The sequence below is a fragment of the Amycolatopsis sp. NPDC033938 genome (assembly GCF_055575975.1).
Window position 1 is genome coordinate 26407 of sequence record NZ_JBVIRO010000007.1, and the last position, 15580, is coordinate 41986.

13 protein-coding genes are annotated in these 15580 nt (G+C 68.5%); 10 read left to right on the forward strand and 3 right to left on the reverse strand.

The window, feature by feature from the left end; all coding sequences use genetic code 11:
• Window positions 1-213: 213 nt before the first annotated feature.
• The 5 genes from ACZ5ZX_RS19525 to ACZ5ZX_RS19545 all read left to right on the forward strand — a co-directional run bounded on the left by ACZ5ZX_RS19525 (window position 214) and on the right by ACZ5ZX_RS19545 (window position 6025).
• Window positions 214-651 carry a PPOX class F420-dependent oxidoreductase gene (locus ACZ5ZX_RS19525; RefSeq protein ID WP_465503411.1) on the forward strand — a complete coding sequence of 146 codons (438 nt, stop codon included), beginning with the start codon at window positions 214-216 and terminating at the stop codon, window positions 649-651.
• A 256-nt stretch (window positions 652-907) separates the two neighbouring features.
• Entirely contained in the window at window positions 908-3466 is a 2559-nt protein-coding gene (locus ACZ5ZX_RS19530; protein ID WP_465503412.1) for a PQQ-dependent sugar dehydrogenase, read from the forward strand.
• 215 nt (window positions 3467-3681) lie between these two features.
• Complete coding sequence (locus tag ACZ5ZX_RS19535) at window positions 3682-4293, forward strand: RICIN domain-containing protein (protein ID WP_465503413.1); 612 nt, start codon at window positions 3682-3684, stop codon at window positions 4291-4293.
• 47 nt (window positions 4294-4340) lie between these two features.
• On the forward strand, window positions 4341-5285 hold the full coding sequence (locus tag ACZ5ZX_RS19540; RefSeq protein WP_465503414.1) for a hypothetical protein: 945 nt from the start codon (window positions 4341-4343) through the stop codon (window positions 5283-5285).
• A 230-nt stretch (window positions 5286-5515) separates the two neighbouring features.
• Complete coding sequence (locus ACZ5ZX_RS19545; RefSeq protein ID WP_465503415.1) at window positions 5516-6025, forward strand: NUDIX domain-containing protein; 510 nt, start codon at window positions 5516-5518, stop codon at window positions 6023-6025.
• On the opposite strand, the gene ACZ5ZX_RS19550 is transcribed toward ACZ5ZX_RS19545, so the two are convergent.
• On the reverse strand, window positions 6000-6611 hold the full coding sequence (locus ACZ5ZX_RS19550) for a TetR/AcrR family transcriptional regulator (RefSeq protein ID WP_465503416.1): 612 nt from the start codon (window positions 6609-6611) through the stop codon (window positions 6000-6002). The genes ACZ5ZX_RS19545 and ACZ5ZX_RS19550 overlap by 26 nt on opposite strands.
• Before the next feature lie 84 nt (window positions 6612-6695).
• Between ACZ5ZX_RS19550 and ACZ5ZX_RS19555 the strand changes: the two genes are divergently transcribed.
• The gene (locus ACZ5ZX_RS19555; protein ID WP_465503417.1) at window positions 6696-7568 is read left to right on the forward strand and encodes a sterol desaturase family protein; all 873 of its coding nucleotides are present in this window, start codon (window positions 6696-6698) and stop codon (window positions 7566-7568) included.
• Between the two features lie 8 nt (window positions 7569-7576).
• Here ACZ5ZX_RS19555 and ACZ5ZX_RS19560 read toward each other — a convergent pair whose 3' ends face one another.
• The gene (locus ACZ5ZX_RS19560) at window positions 7577-8581 is read right to left on the reverse strand and encodes a glucosyl-3-phosphoglycerate synthase (protein WP_465503418.1); all 1005 of its coding nucleotides are present in this window, start codon (window positions 8579-8581) and stop codon (window positions 7577-7579) included.
• Window positions 8582-8753: 172 nt separating this feature from the next.
• On the reverse strand, window positions 8754-9662 hold the full coding sequence (locus ACZ5ZX_RS19565; protein WP_465503419.1) for a hypothetical protein: 909 nt from the start codon (window positions 9660-9662) through the stop codon (window positions 8754-8756).
• 81 nt (window positions 9663-9743) lie between these two features.
• Between ACZ5ZX_RS19565 and ACZ5ZX_RS19570 the strand changes: the two genes are divergently transcribed.
• Genes ACZ5ZX_RS19570 through ACZ5ZX_RS19585 form a run of 4 tightly spaced genes read left to right on the forward strand, consistent with a single transcriptional unit; the run spans window position 9744 to window position 15570 of the window.
• On the forward strand, window positions 9744-12701 hold the full coding sequence (locus ACZ5ZX_RS19570) for an FHA domain-containing protein (protein WP_465503420.1): 2958 nt from the start codon (window positions 9744-9746) through the stop codon (window positions 12699-12701).
• A gap of 3 nt (window positions 12702-12704) precedes the next feature.
• On the forward strand, window positions 12705-13919 hold the full coding sequence (locus ACZ5ZX_RS19575; RefSeq protein WP_465503421.1) for a glycosyltransferase family 4 protein: 1215 nt from the start codon (window positions 12705-12707) through the stop codon (window positions 13917-13919).
• On the forward strand, window positions 13913-14620 hold the full coding sequence (locus ACZ5ZX_RS19580) for a class I SAM-dependent methyltransferase (RefSeq protein ID WP_465503422.1): 708 nt from the start codon (window positions 13913-13915) through the stop codon (window positions 14618-14620). The genes ACZ5ZX_RS19575 and ACZ5ZX_RS19580 overlap by 7 nt, the downstream gene beginning before the upstream one ends.
• Window positions 14617-15570: a prenyltransferase/squalene oxidase repeat-containing protein gene (locus ACZ5ZX_RS19585; protein WP_465503423.1), complete on the forward strand. Its 954-nt coding sequence runs from the start codon at window positions 14617-14619 to the stop codon at window positions 15568-15570. Before ACZ5ZX_RS19580 ends, ACZ5ZX_RS19585 begins: the two co-directional genes overlap by 4 nt.
• The last annotated feature ends 10 nt before the right edge of the window (window positions 15571-15580 follow it).

Here is a 15580-nt window from a genome sequence, read left to right on the forward strand (position 1 = left end):
GCTTTGCTCGCGGTGAAGTACGTGATGGTCCCTTCTTTCTGTCGGGCGGACACGCGTGATCCGACGGAGGGCACGCGTGAGTGAACGGAGAACACCCGACGAAACCTGCCGCTCCCGCGTGTCATCCATCCAGTCACGCGAAACACCCACTCACGACTCACCCACGGGTGACCGGGACTGCTCACGACGGGCAGTCCCGGTAGCGTTCGGCCCATGCGTGAGATGAACCGGGACGAGTGGTGGAAGTTCGCGAGCGAGGGCACCCGGACGGGCATGCTCGGCCTTGTCCGGGCCAACGGCGCGCCGATCGTGACGCCGGTGTGGTTCCTGCTGAACGAGGGCCCCGACGGTGACGAGCTGATCTTCACCACCGGGACGGACACGCTCAAAGGGAAGGCGATCCGCCGCGACGGCCGGATCTCGCTGGCCGTCGACGATCAGAAGCCGCCGTTCTCGTACGTGCAGTTCACCGCCGAGGCCGTGCTGCACCACGATTACGACGAGATGCTCGAGTGGGCGACCCGGCTCGGTGGCCGGTACATGGGCGCGGACAAGGCCGAGGCCTACGGCAAGCGCAACGCCGTCCCCGAGGAGTCCTTGGTGCGCGCCAAGATCACGAAGGTGATCGCGCGGGCCGACATCGCGGGCTGACCCCTCCTTCTCCCGGAACGCAATTAGTCCTCTGGTTGCGGTACTTGCACGCGCAAGCACCGCAACCAGAGGACTAATTGCGTTCTAGGGTGACGCTCCGTGTTGACAGTGGTTGGCTATTGACACAAAGCACGAGCTGGTGTGTGATCTGAACCATAGATAGGAAAGTTTCCTAACTAAAACTCTCGCTCCCCGCCGGGCTCGCCCGGTCCGCCGTTGTACCTCCCCGACCCCGACCGCACGCATGGAGGCACCAGTGGCACCCCGACCACCCTGGCGCGCGCTGTTCACCTGCGCCGCCACAACGGCGATCACCTTCGCCGTCCTGCCGGCCCTGCCCGCCGGCGCGGCGGCGGCAGACTACGAATCCGAGACCGCGACGATCTCCCGAGGCGCCGTCGAATCGAACCACGCGGGCTATTCCGGCACCGGGTTCGTGAACTTCGACAACGTCGTCGGCAGCTATGTCGAGTACACCGTGAACGCCGCGCAGGCTGGCACGCAGACGCTGACTTTCCGCTATGCCAACGGAACCACGATCGACCGGCCGGTCGCGCTGAGCATCAACGGCACCGCCGCCGGGACACTGTCCTTCCCCGGAACCGGCGCGTGGACGACGTGGAAGACCGTGACGAAGGACGTCGCGCTGGCCACCGGGGTCAACAAGATCCGCACCACCGCGACGACCGAGAACGGTGGCCCCAACGCGGACAAGCTCACCGCGAGCGGAGTGCTCGACGCCGAAGCGCCGACGCCGCCCAAGAACCTGGTGGCCAAGGACGTCAAGGCCCGGTCCGCCACCTTCACCTGGGAGGCCGCGACCGACAACGTCGGCGTGGTCCGCTACGAGGTCATGCGCGGCGGCAACGTCCTGAAGACCGTCGACGGCAACACGCTCACCGCGACCGTCGACAACCTGACGCCGAACACCGCGTACGACATCTCGGTCGGCGCCTTCGACGCGGCCGGAAACCCTTCGCAGCAAAGCAATGTCGTCCAGTTCACCACGCCGCCCAGCGGGGACACCACACCGCCGACCGTGCCGGGGAACCTGCGCTCGACATCGGTGACCGCGAACAGCGTCTCCTTGGCGTGGAACGCTTCCACCGACGACAGCGGCACCATCGCCGGTTACGACGTCTATCAGGGCACCACGAAGGTCGCGACGACACCTTCGCTCGAAGCGACCATCACCGGGCTGACGGCGAACACGTCGTACACGTTCACGGTGAAGGCACGGGACCTCGACGGCAACGCCTCCGCGGCGAGCAACGCGCTCTCCGTCAAGACGGGTGGCGCCTCCGGCGGCGGCATTCCCGAGTACGACAAGGACATCACGAAGGTCGACCTCGCCTGGTCCGTCGACTTCCTGCCGGACGGCACGGCGCTGGCGACCGAACGCGACCGCTTCGAGATCCTGCGGATCACGCCGTCGGGCCAGAAGACCACGGTGGGCAAGGTCCCCGGCGCGGTCGGCACCAGCGGCGAAGGCGGACTGCTCGGCATCGCGATCTCACCGAACTACGCCACCGATCACGCGGTCTACCTGTACCACACGGCGTCCGGCGACAACCGGATCGTGAAGATGACCTACGACAACGGAACGCTGTCGTCGACGTCGACACCGGTGCTCACCGGGATCGCCAAGAACCGTTACCACAACGGCGGAAGGCTGCGCTTCGGCCCGGATGGCAAGCTCTACGCCACCGTGGGCGACGGGCAGAACAAGGAAACCGCGCAGAACAAGGGTTCGCTCAACGGGAAGATCCTGCGGCTCAACCCCGACGGATCGGCGCCGGGTGACAACCCGTTCTTCTCCACCGGAGGGAACGCCCGGTACGTCTGGAGCTACGGGCACCGCAACCCGCAGGGTCTGGCGTGGGACTCCCGCGGCCAGCTGTGGGCGTCGGAGTTCGGGGACGGCACTCAGGACGAGCTCAACCTGATCCAGAAGGGCGGCAACTTCGGCTGGCCCCAGTGCGAGGGCACCACGGGCACCTGCGGTGGCACGGTCGCGCCGAAGAAGACCTGGCCGACCAGTTCCGGCGGACCGAGCGGGATCGAGATCGTCAACGACTGGATCTACGTCGCGGCCGTCACCAGCCAGCAGCTGTTCGCCACGCAGATCAACGCGGCGGGCAACGGCGTCGGTTCGGTGCAGTCGCTGTTCTCCGGCCGCTGGGGCAGGCTCCGTTCGGTCACCAAGACCCCGGACGGCGGCCTGTGGGTCACCTCGACCAACGCGGACAAGAACGGTGGCACGCCGAGCACGATCGACAACGTGGTGGTGCGCCTGAAGTTTCCTGGTTCCTCGCAGCCCGGCGCGTTCAAGCTGACCAGTTCCGCGTTCGCCGACAACGCGTCCATCCCGGACAAGTACACCTGTGCCGGTGACGGCACCGCGGGTCAGGACACCTCGCCACCGCTGGCGTGGGGCGCCGGGACCACGGGAGCCAAGGGCTACGCGGTCGTCTTCGCCGACGTGGCCAACAACGGCAACAAACTGCACTGGGCGATCTGGGACATCCCGGCGGCCGCGGCGTCACTGCCGGAGGGCCTGGGGTCGGGCTTCACCGTGCCGAACCAGAACGGCGCCAAGCAAAAGGCCATGGGCAGCGGGTCGAACGCACAGCAATACTTCGGCCCCTGCCCCGGCGGCTCAACCCACCCGTACACGTTCACGCTCTACGCGCTGAACACGGCGACGGTGCCCGGCCTGACCTCGTCCTCGACGATGGCGCAGATCGAGACGGCGATCAAGAACGCCTCGACCGCCAACGTCAAACTGCGCGGCAATTCCAAGGCCGCGACCTGAGACGCGGCTGGGGTGCCCGGAGCGGCGCCGGGCACCCCAGCCGTATCCACCCCGCACGTCGACGATCGCCACCTCGTCCGGGATTTCCCGTCGGGGTGGCGTTTTCGTGGGAAAGAACCTCATTGACGTGGCGGCGGCCGAACGGCAAGATCATGGTCAGCAGGCTGTCCTGGTCGGGGCCCAGTGGAGACACCTGCGGCGATCTGGGGAGAAAAATGCGAAATCTCAAGCGATTTCTCGTGTCCGTGACAGTGCTGGCCGGATTCTCGGCACTGTTCGGCGCGCCCGCCGCGCAGGCGGCGGACGAGCAGCAGCGTGTCGACGTCGGGCAGCTGTCGCTGCGTCCGGCGAACGTGCGCGGTGCCGGGTTCAGCGTCCAGCAGCAGGCGTACCTGCTCGGCCCCGCCTCCGACGAGAGCCGGTGCCTGGACGCGGATCTGGGCACCATCAACGGAAACGGCACCAAGGTTCAGCTCTGGACCTGCCTCATCGCCCCGGACAACACGATCCCGGCGAACCAGGCCTGGTACATCACCCAGATCCCCGAGGGGCACTACCGCCTCCAGAACGTCCAAAGCGGACGGTACCTGGACGCCGACCTCGGCACGATCGACCGCAACGGCACCAAGATCCAGCTTTGGGACTACATGCCGGGTGGTTCGAACCAGTGGTTCACCGTCACCGAGAACCCGGAGGGCTTCCTGCGTCTGCAGAACGTCCGCAGCGGCCGTTACCTCGACTCCGACCTCGGCACCGCGGGCCGTGACGGCGGCGTCGTGCAGCTGTGGGAGTTCGTGCCGGGCGCCAAGAACCAGTGGTGGTTCTGAGTATGGCGATCGGCCGGAGACTCGTTGTTCTGGGAGCGGCGCTCCTCATGACGGCGATCGGGGTCCAGACGGCGCAGGCCGTGCCCGCTCAGGACCCCGCCGGCTGCTCCTGGCGACAGACCAAGCTGCCGATGCCCTCCGGGATCGACTATGCCTACATCGACGGTTCCGCCGGCACCGAGTGGATCCTCGGGAACGGCAGTAATTACCCCGAGCCCGGCTACGGGATCATCTGGCACAACGGCCAGCCGCGGAAAATGCTGCGCTTCCGCGACGGCGCTTGGAACCACACCCGGGACATCAACCGGAACGGGGTGGTCGTGGGAGCGAAGGTCGACAACTCGCGCAACGCCGTTCCGTACGTGTACCAGACGTTCTATCGCTGGTTGCCGTCACCGGCGACAGGGCACACCTACCCCTCGTGGCTCAACGATCGCGGGGACATCACCGGGGTCGTGGAGACCTCGGGCAAGACCCAGATCATCTCTTGGCCCGCGGGTGGCACGGGTTACCGGATCCTCGGGGATGGATTCCCCGTCGGGATCGACGAAACGGGACGCGTGGTGGCCTCGACCGGCGAGATCTACCACGCCGACGGCTCCAGGGGCATGCTCCAGACCCCGCCCGGTCTCACCGGGATCGTCGCGTCGCAGTTCGACGAAGGCGTGACAGCCGGTTACGGCGTCGATGCCGCGGGCGGGCGCGTGGCCGTGGTGTGGGACGCCGTGGGCAACGTGGTCTCGACCATTCCCGGCGCGACCGCGAAGGCGGCCAATTCACGGGGAGTCGTGCTCGGATTCCACGGTGCCTCTTCGGGGGATTCCGTGAGTGTCTGGCGCGACGGGGCGAACGAGAGCACGATCACCGGCCCGAGGCCGAATTTCTCGGACGTGCCCCATCCCTTCGGTTCGAACGCGTTCGTGACCGCGGACGGCGCGATCATCGCCACGCCGATGGGCTTGCCCGAGCCTTCGTACTGGCGCTGCTCGTAAGGTGCGAGGTCACCCCCGAGGGTGGCGTTGTCCGTGAAGGCCTCCTTCCCTACTTTCAAGGTAGGGAAGGAGGCCTTCACGGATTTTCTGGAGACACCCGAGTGCGGGATCCAGGCACGTGAGTTACGCCTTCGCGCTGCCCGCCCCCGCGAACAGCCGCCCACCATCACGACACGTTTCGCTTACCCCTCAATGAATTCTCTCCTTCACCGGCCATTAGGCTCCGGCCGGTGAAGGACTGGAAGTTCTGCCCCCGCTGCGGCGCGGGCACCCGGCTCGCCGGGTCCGGTGAAGACGCCCATGTCGAGTGTCCCGCTTGCGGCTTCACCAAATACGACAACCCGCTGCCGACCACGGTCGGTCTCGTCCTCGACGGCGACCGGATCCTGTTACTGCGCCGGGCCCATGAGCCCCGGAAGGGCGGCTGGGACACCGTCGGAGGCTTCCTTTCCGGCGCCGAGACCGCCGAAGAGAACCTCGTCCGCGAAGGACTCGAGGAAATCGGCTGCGAACTCCGGAACCTCCGGTTCGCCGGGTCGTATCCGTCGGTCTACGGCGACACCGGCCTGGTGACGATCGCGTTCACCTTCACCTGCGAACTCCCGCCGGACGCGGAAATCGTGCTGTCGGAAGAGAATTCCGACTACGCCTGGTTCCCGCTGAACGACCGCCCTCCGCTCGCCTTCGCCGACGGCGAGGCCGCGGCGGCCGCGCTCACCAGCCGAACAGGTTCCGCATGATCCGCGCGCACCGTTCGGTCATCGCCGCGGCGTCCTGATCGGGCTGGTCGATCCACCAGCTGATCAGCGAATCGACGACCCCGGTCCACACCTGGGCGATGGCCTCGATGTCACGCTCGTCATCAAGCCCGCGCGATCGCATCAGCTGGGCGGCGCCGACCAGGGCGAATCCGTCGAGCCGGAAGCGGTAGTCCGCGGCGACCCCGGCGATCTCCCCCGTCGAGGGCACTGTCGGGTCGCGAAGCAGCTTCCACGCGTACCGGTCGTGGTCGAAGGTCTCGAAGATGGCCGAAAGCACCGCCAGCGGCATCCGCTCCGGCGGCTCGCTCTCCTGCGCCATCGTCTCGGCGACGCCCTCGGTCAGCCTGTCCCCCGCTCGGTGCAGGCAGGCGAGGTACAGCCCGTCCTTCGAGCCGAAGTATTGATACAGCAAGGGTTTCGTGACGCCGACCCGGCGGGCGATCTCCACCATCGATGCCCCGGCGTACCCGTTCCTGCCGAACTCCTCCGTACCGGCACGCACGATCTGCGTTTCCCGCTCTTCACGGGGCACGCCCTTCGTGCCGACGGCCCTTGCTTCTGTCACGGCGGCTATCTTACCCTGAGGTAAATGACCCTAGGGTAAGTTACCTTTGGGTCAGATCCCGGGACGAGAAGAGGGAGCGGTGCGGTGGCGGATTTCCTTGCCCATCTGAGTGACCCGGTGCTGATGGCGACACCGGTGTTCCTGCTGTTCGTCGCGATCGAGATCCTCGCGCTGCACGTACTGGGGCACGACGACAACGTCATCGGCTACAGCGTCAAGGACACCCGCACCAGCATGGCCATGGGCGCGGTGGCGGTCGTGATCAACGGCGTCTTCCGCATCGCCATGCTGTTCGTGTTCGCCGCGCTCTACGAGCTGGCGCCGGTGAAGTTCAGCCCGGCCGACTGGTGGACCTGGGTGCTGATGCTGCTCGGCCAGGAACTCGTCTTCTACGCCTACCATCGGGCCAGCCACCGCGTCCGGCTCATGTGGGCGGGTCATCAGGTGCACCATTCGAGCGAGCACTACAACTTCTCGACCGCGCTGCGGCAGAAGTGGACCCCATACTTCCAGCTGCCGTTCTGGTCGATCCTGGCCTTCGCCGGCATCCCGCCGTGGATGATCCTCACCGGCCTGTCGATCGACCTCGTGTACCAGTTCTTCGTGCACACCGAGAAGATCCGGAAGCTGCCTCGCTGGTTCGAGTACGTGTTCAACACGCCTTCACACCATCGAGTGCACCACGGCAGCGACAAGGAGTACCTCGACGCGAACTACGGTGGCATCCTGATCATCTGGGACCGGATGTTCGGCAGTTTCGTGCCCGAGGGCAAACGGCCGACCTACGGGCTGACCAAGAACATCGAGACCTACAACCTGCTCAAAGTCGGCTTCCACGAGTACGGGTCGATCCTGCGCGACGTCCGCGCGGCCAGGTCGTGGCGGGACAAACTCGGGTACGTGTTCGGCCCGCCCGGCTGGCAGCCCGCGAAGACGCCGGTTCCCGCCGGACGCTAGGACACGGCCTAAGCCGTCCTCCGCAACGCGGGTGCGTTCCGCGGCCGGATCTCCGGCGGGAGGCTCTCCAGCGGCGGCCGCTGGGTGAGGGCGACGTCAGTGAGCACCAGCTCGCGTTCGACGCCTTCCCCTTCGCCCCGCCTGAACTGGGCGAGCGAGGTGGACGGCGGCGCCGCCGAGATCACGCGGCCACCGCGTTCCAGCCGGTCCATCAAGGTCAGCATGATCTGCGCGGCCATCCGGCCGAGTGCTTGCGTGCCCTGGTGCCGGTGGGTCCGGTGGCCGAGGTCGACCTGCGCGAGCGCGTCGAGGCCGTGCAGTTCGAGCAGGTCGATCAGATGGCCGACTTCGACGCCGTAGTGGGTGACGAACGGGATGCCTTCGAGCACTTCGCGCCGTCCGGCGTATTCACCGGCGAGCGGCTGGACGAACCCGGCGAGCTCCGGCCAGTACATGTTGAGCAGCGGCCGGGCGACGAGCTCGGTGACCCGGCCGCCACCGTCGGGTTCGGTGCCCGCCGTGCCGATCAGCGGACGGTGGTAGAAACCCTTGACGTAGGCGATCGCCGGATCGGTCAGCAACGGCCCCAGCAGTCCGGTCACGTAGCCGGCGGTGAAATCGCGAAGATCGCCGTCGACGAAGACGACGAGGTCACCGGTGGTTTCGGCGACCCCTTTCCAGAGCGCTTCCCCTTTGCCGGTCAGGCTTTCCAGTTCGGGGAACACCGCGTCCTGCCTGACGACGTCCGCACCGGCCGCCCGCGCGACCTCGGCGGTGGCGTCGGTGGAATGGCTGTCCACCACCAGGATCTCGTCCACCAGGGGAACGCGTTCGACGAGTTCGCGCCGGATGGTGCCGACGATCGCGCCGACGGTCTCCTCCTCGTCGCGGGCCGGGATCACCACCGAAACCCGGGTGCCGCGTTTGGCGGCGACCAGATCCGCCGCCCACCAGTCACCCGCCCGGCTGCTGCGCCGGGTGAGCCACGTGCCCACCTCCGCCGATACCCGCATGGCTGCCCCTTCCCTCGAAGATCACCTCGGCAGTGAGCTTCGAGGGACGCTGTTTCCTTCCGTCGTCGCCGCGGAAACCGCCGCGTTACGCCTTTCGGGGGCAGGTAACGGTCGTGAGTGGCGATTCGGGTTAGAACACGAATCGCCACTCACGACCCGCGCGACCGAAGGACTAGCTCAGCGCGGCGGAAAGGACTTCACCGGTGCGGCGCTTGGCCAGGTAGAACGCCGCCTCGTGCGGTTTGGCCCCGTTGTCGACCGTGTAAGCGCTGTCGAGAACACCCACCGCTCCGGGGAACAGCGGAGTGAGATCCGGCCGGGCGGCGACGAGATCGTCGCGATCGGCGAGGTTCACCCAGCGCGCGACCCCGGGCGGGACGGACGGCGGCTGCGGCCGGGTCCGCTCGTAGACCACCGTGCGCAAGCCGAGCGGCGAGCCGAGGGTGAGCAGCAGCGGCAGCGGGCGGCCGTGCAGATGCGCGGCTTCGTAGGCGACGACGGAACCGAGTGAATGCCCGATGATGACTTCGGTCTCCGGGCCGATGTGCTCGGCGACGCGGTCCTGGACGCGTTTCCGGATCGTCTCGTCGGTGAGGTACAGCGTCACTTGTTTGAGTGCCTTGACCACCACGCGTTCGGCGAACGCGACGCCGAGGCGGGCGAAAGGCCGCAGCCGCACCAGCGCGTTCAGCACCGGACGGGCGGCGGCGCGCACGCCTTGCTCTTCCCCGCGATCCTCCGTCAGCCGGGCCAATTCGGCCTGAGCGCGGGTCCGGTCCGCCTCGCGGGCGGCCGACGAAGCCGCGTTCCGCAGCCATTCCGCGGCCAGTGTCTCGGCGAGTCCCCATTCCTCGGCGGTCAACTCGTCCGCGCCACCCTGCTGACCGTCACGGAGGAACAAGTCGCCATAGAAAGCCATCCGCGCCGCGCCCGGCCGGGCGTCCCGCCAGAGGTCGTCGGCCAGCGCCGGGTCACCGGCGAGCCGGACCCCGCCCGCCAGGCTCGGAAGCCATTCCGCCTCGAGGGTGTCCGCGGACTTCTGTTCCTGGGCGATGCCGTGCACCAGAACGATCCGAGCCACCGGCACCCCTTTCCCGTATCGACACGCACAGTATCGCGTATGCCCTTGCCGGTGACCCTTCGATGAGACAAAGTGATCTCCGTGGGAGAGCGGAGGTCACTGGTCGTCGCGTCGCAGTGCGAGGCGTTGAATCTGTTGTCGTTCCTCCCGGACGCCGGCGAGCAGGTTTCGGCGGCTTTGCTCGATTCCGAGATCGGCGGCTGCGTCCCCGCTCTCGCGGACGGACGCGGACTGCTCGTCGACCCGACCATGGTCGAACTCGACGACGCGTTGGCCGAAGCGTTCGAGCGCGCGTCGGAGGACGAGGCGACGCTCTTCCTCTCTCTCGTCGGGCACGGCGAATACGCCGACGACGACTTCTACTTCCTCACGAAGGACACCAGCCTGCCGGTGGACAGCCGGAGATCGTTCCTGTTCGCCCAGCGGATCAAGGAACTCCTCGGCCGCTACTCGATGCTGGACGGCCTGGTGATCCTGCTCGACACCTGCCACGCCGGCATCGGGGCGTTGCAGGCGGGCAGGCGCTGGCTGCGGATCGTCGGCGAGGCGGGGAAACGGTTCGACCTGCTCACCGCGTCCGACGACCGCGTCGCGGCCAACGGCTGCTTCAGCCGCTCGCTGGTCACCGTGCTGCGTTCGGGGCACGAAGGCCTCGGCGAGCGCGTCCGCTGCGCGGATCTCAAACGGGTCATCGCCGGGCTCTGCCCGATGCAGACCGCCGTGCACCTGGGTTTCGACGGCACCCGCGAGGTGACCGAGGCCGATCAGGGACTCTGGATCGCGCTCAACTCCTCCCCCGCGTGGCGACGTTCGCCGCTGGCCGGCAACCCCGCCGCCCCGCTGATCGAGCGGCTGACCGAGGACTACGAGCCGGACCCACGGCTCGGGAAAACCGTCGGGCATCTGCTCACCGGGGCGCGCCTGGTCGCGATCACTGGCGGGGAGAAGTCCGGGAAGTCGACCATGCTCGCCGCGCTGGCGCGGCCGTCGGTGGCCGGCGCGTACGTGCCGCCGGACTTCCTGCACGCCGTACTGTTCGCCGCGCGCGGCCAGTCCGCGGAGCAGCTCGCGAGGGAACTGGCCCGCCAGTTGCGGCGCACCGTGCCCGGTTTCGCCGAGGCGTCCGAGACGTTTTCGAGTGGGCTCGACGACGACGCGCGCAACGGCGCAAGCGCTTTCGATCTGGTCCTTCTCGGCCCCCTGCGCACCCTCGCTCCACAGTGGACGAACGACCACGTGCGGATCGCGGTCGACGGGCTCGACGACCTCGACCCGGACGTCGGCGCCCGGCTGAGCGACTTTCTCCGGATCCTGTCGGCCGATCCGGCGCTGGAGTGGGTCAAAACGGTGCTGTCGACACGTGAGCGGAGCAGCCTCACGGCCGCCGCCGTCACTGTCGACATGTATCCCACGGGGCGTAATCGGGTGTCCGGCACCCGACCGGAGCCGGACCGGACTCAGGTGGTGCACGGCAGGACGCGGCCGGTGCCGGGACAAGTGCAACGACCCGGCGGTTCGCCCACCTCGCCGAAGCTCACGCCCGGCACCCTGATCATCGACGTCCCCGGCCAGCCGCCGGTCACGCACGAACTGTCCTACGGGCTCATCACCCTCGGCCGCAGCAGGAAGGCCGCGCTCCGCCTCAACGACTCGCGGGTTTCCCGGCTCCACTGCGAGATCCGCTGGGACGGCGAGACAGCGTGGCTGACCGACCTCGACTCCGCCAACGGCTCCTTCGTCAACGGGCGCCGCGTGCTGAACGCCGTACTGACCCACCGCGACGTCGTCCGGCTCGGCGATTCGACGGTCACCTTCATCAATGTCACCCAGGAGGAAGCCTGGCCGGAGTCCGATGAGGACACCGGCGCGACGGCCGCGCCCCAGCCCGCACGGGCGGTTCTCCTGGACCTGCTGCAGGTGGCCGCGGGCCGTGGCCCCATCCCGATCTCGATCCTCACCAAGGCGAGCGCGGCGAGCGGGGGCCCGGACAGGCAGGTGCACGTCCGCGACTTCCTCGCCGAACTCGGTGACTCCGTCAGCCGGACGCAGGCGGGTCTGGCCGACGAAACCGTTCTGTGGACGGGCGCCCTGTCTTCGCTGTTCACCGGCGCGGCCGGCACCCTGCGGGTCCGGCTGGCGGAGGCGACCTCGGAGGTGCCGCCGGTGACCGGAGACGACGAGCCGACCCTCGAACAGAGCTACGCCGGTGCCAACGAAGCCGAGTACTTCTGGCTCGCCGATCTGCACGAAGACGCTTTGCGGGCGCTGGAGCGCCGGGCCTCTCCGATTCCCGTCGAGAACCGGGAACGCTGGGCCGCCTGGGCAAACCGCGCGGCCCGGCAACTCGGGGAGACCGACCGGATCACGTTGCGCTGCAAGGCAAGGCACGCCACCTGGACCGGCAAGGCAGGGGACGCCGCCACGGCACTCACGCGGTTCGAGGAGCTGTTGCCGATCGTCACCGCCACACTGAGCGAAGGCGACGAAGACGTTTTGAGCGTCCGCAACAACATCGGGCACCTCCTCGCCGAACTCGGCCGCCTCGAGGAATCCCGGGCCGCGTTCGAAGCCCTGGTCCAGGACGCGACCAGGGCACTCGGCCCCGACCATCGCGAAACGCTGCACGCGCGGCACTTCCTCGCAGTGGCGACGGGCAAGACCGGGAACGGCGAGGAAGCCCTCCGGCTGGCACGAGAACTGCTGCCGCAGGCGAAACAGGCCTTGGGCGACGACGAGATCGTCAGCCACATCCGGCACAACATCGCTTTCTGGAGCGCCGAAATCGAGCACCCCCCCCCCGTTGTTTCGGAGTACCGACGGCTCCTCGACGAAGCGACGGGACGGCTGAATGACCGGCATCCCGACGTCCTCGACCTCCGGTTCGGGCTCGCTCTCACCCTCGCCAAAGCCGGTCAAGTCACCGAAGCCCTCTCGGCCTGGACCCAGTTGCTCGGCGATTCCGTCGAAGTCCGCGGCGAACGGCATCAGGAAACCCGCAAGATCCGTACGCAGCTCGAATACTGGGGTGCCAGGGAGTGAGCGGTGAGCGCGTTGCGGATCGCGCTCCTGACCTACCGGGGAAACCCCCGCAGCGGCGGTCAAGGGGTGTACGTCCGGCAGTTGAGCCGCGAACTCGCCGCACTGGGACACCGGGTCGAGGTCCTGTCCGGGCCGCCCTATCCGGAGGTCGATGACGGCGTGCGGTTGACGAAGCTCCCGGGACTCGACCTGTTCGCGGAGCCGGATCCGTTCCGGACCCCGCGACCGCGAGAACTGCGTGACGTGGCGTCGTGGGTCGAGTTCCTCGGCATGCGACGCGGTGGCTTCCCGGAACCGCTGGCGTTCTCCCTGCGCGCCGCCCGCCATCTCGCGAAGCGCCGGGGCGAGTTCGACCTCGTCCACGACAACCAAGGGCTCGGCTACGGAACTCTCCATTGTGGACTACCCACCATCGCCACGATCCATCATCCGATCGCCGTGGACCGCGATCTGAAGCTCGCCACCGTCACCGGCCGGGAGGCGGCGAGGGTCAAGCGGTGGTACGGCTTCGTCGACATGCAGCACCGCGTCGCGCGGCGGCTCCCCACGCTGACCGTGTCGCACGCCTCCCGCACGGCGATCAGCCGTGAAATGGGGGTGCTCCAGGACCGGATCCACGTCGTCCCGCTCGCCGCGGACACGCGGTTCTTCCGGCCACGGCCTGAAATCGACCGCGTGCCGGGCCGGGTGGTGGCCACCGCCAGCGCTGACGAACCGTTGAAGGGTCTCGAACACCTCTTGGCTGCCTGGGACCGGATCGACGGCGAGCTGGTGGTCGTGGGCAGGCCGAAACCGGACGGCCCGGCCGCGCGGGCGCTCGCCCGGCTCGGCCCCAGTGCCGACGTCCGCTTCGTCACCGGACTCACCGACGACGAACTGGCACGGTTGCTCTGCTCGGCAGAGATCGCCTGTGTGCCTTCACTGTTCGAAGGATTCTCGCTCCCGGCCGTCGAAGCGATGGCCTGTGGCACCCCGGTGGTCGCGACGACCGGCGGTGCCCTTCCCGAAGTCGTGGGTGACGCGGGGATCCTGGTGCCGCCGGGTGACGCGCCCGCGCTCGCCGAGGCCCTCACCAAGGTCCTCGGCGACGAACACCTGCGTGCCGATCTCGCGGCCCGCGGTCTGGAAACGGCGAAGGCGCTGAGCTGGCGGCGCACCGCCGAGGAGACCGCCGCGCACTACCGGCGGCTCCTCGGGCAGGAGCGTGCCGAGTGCTGACCGTCGACTTCGACCGGTTCCCCGTCGGCCCCGGCGACCGGGTGCTCGACCTCGGCTGCGGGGACGGACGGCACGCGTACGAGGCCTACAAACGCGGCGCGGACGTGGTCGCCGCCGACCTCGACGACACCGCGCTGAAGTACGTACGGGACATGTTCGCCAACCTCGCGGAGGCGGGCGAGGCACCGGCCTCGGCGTCGGCGCTGGCCGTCCGTGCCGACGCGTTGCGGCTCCCGTTCCCGAGCGGCTCCTTCACGCGGGTGATCGTGGCCGAGACGCTGGAACACCTCCACGCCGACCGGACGGCCCTCGCGGAGGTCAGCCGCGTACTGGCGCCCGGTGGCCGGATGGTGGCGACCGTTCCCCGCTGGTGGCCGGAGCGGATCTGCTGGCTGCTCTCGGATTCCTACCACGAGGTCGAGGGCGGGCACATCCGGATCTACCGGCGCCGGGAACTCCTCGGCAGGCTCAGGGAGGCGGGGCTGCGGCCGACGGGCGGCCATCACGCGCACGCGCTGCACTCGCCGTACTGGTGGCTGAAATGCGCCGTCGGCCCTGACGAAGACCACCGGCTCTGCACGCTGTACCACCGGTTCCTGGTGTGGGACATCATGCGGAGTCCCCGCCCGGTGAGGTTCGCCGAGCGCGTGCTGAATCCGGTACTCGGCAAAAGCCTCGTCGTCTACGCCCGCAAGCCGTGAAGGACACCGCGGCCACCATCGCCGCCGCGCAACGGCCGGACGGCGGGATCCCCTGGCGGTCCGGCGGCCACCTCGACCCGTGGAACCACCTCGAAGCCGCCATGGGACTGGACGTCGCGGGGCGGCACGCCGAGGCCGAAGCCGCCTACGACTGGCTGGCGCGCAACCAGCGCTCCGATGGCTCGTGGGCGGCCGAGTACCGCGACGGCGGGATCAGTTCGTCCACTATGGACACGAACTTCACCGCCTACGTCGCGGTCGGGGTCCGGCACCACTTTCTGCTGCGCGAAGACCCCGCGTACCTGGAGCGGATGTGGCCGGTGGTGGACAAGGCCATCGACGCCGTCCTCACCCGGCAGCAACCGTCGGGTGCCGTCGCCTGGCGGGCCGATCCCGGCGTCCGGCTGGTCACCGGGTGCAGCAGCATCCATCACGCGCTGACCCAGGCGATCGCCCTCGCGGCTTCGCTGGGCCTGAGCCGTCCGCGATGGCGGGACTCGGCTCGCCGTCTCCGCGAGGCGCTGACCGGCGAGCCGGGGTTGTTCGCCGCGAAACCGCACGCGATGGACTGGTACTACCCGATCCTCGGTTCGGTGGTGACCGGCCCCGACGCCACGGCACGGCTGGCCGCGGGCTGGAGCCGGTTCGTCGAACCCGGGCTGGGGGTGCGCTGTGTGCACCACGAACCGTGGGTCACCGGCGGGGAGACCGCCGAACTCTGCCTGACCCTCGCCGCCCGCGGTGAGCGTGCCCGCGCCGCCGAACTCCTCGCGTGCCTTGCCCGGCTACGGCACGAGGACGGTTCGTACTGGACCGGCTATCAGTTCGCGGACGACGAGTTCTGGCCGGACGAGCGCACCACGTGGACCGCGGGCGCCGTCCTGCTGGCCACCGCGGCTCTCGACGGCGACCCGGCCACCTGTGACGTCTTCGGCGAACACCGCGTTTAGTCCTCTAAAT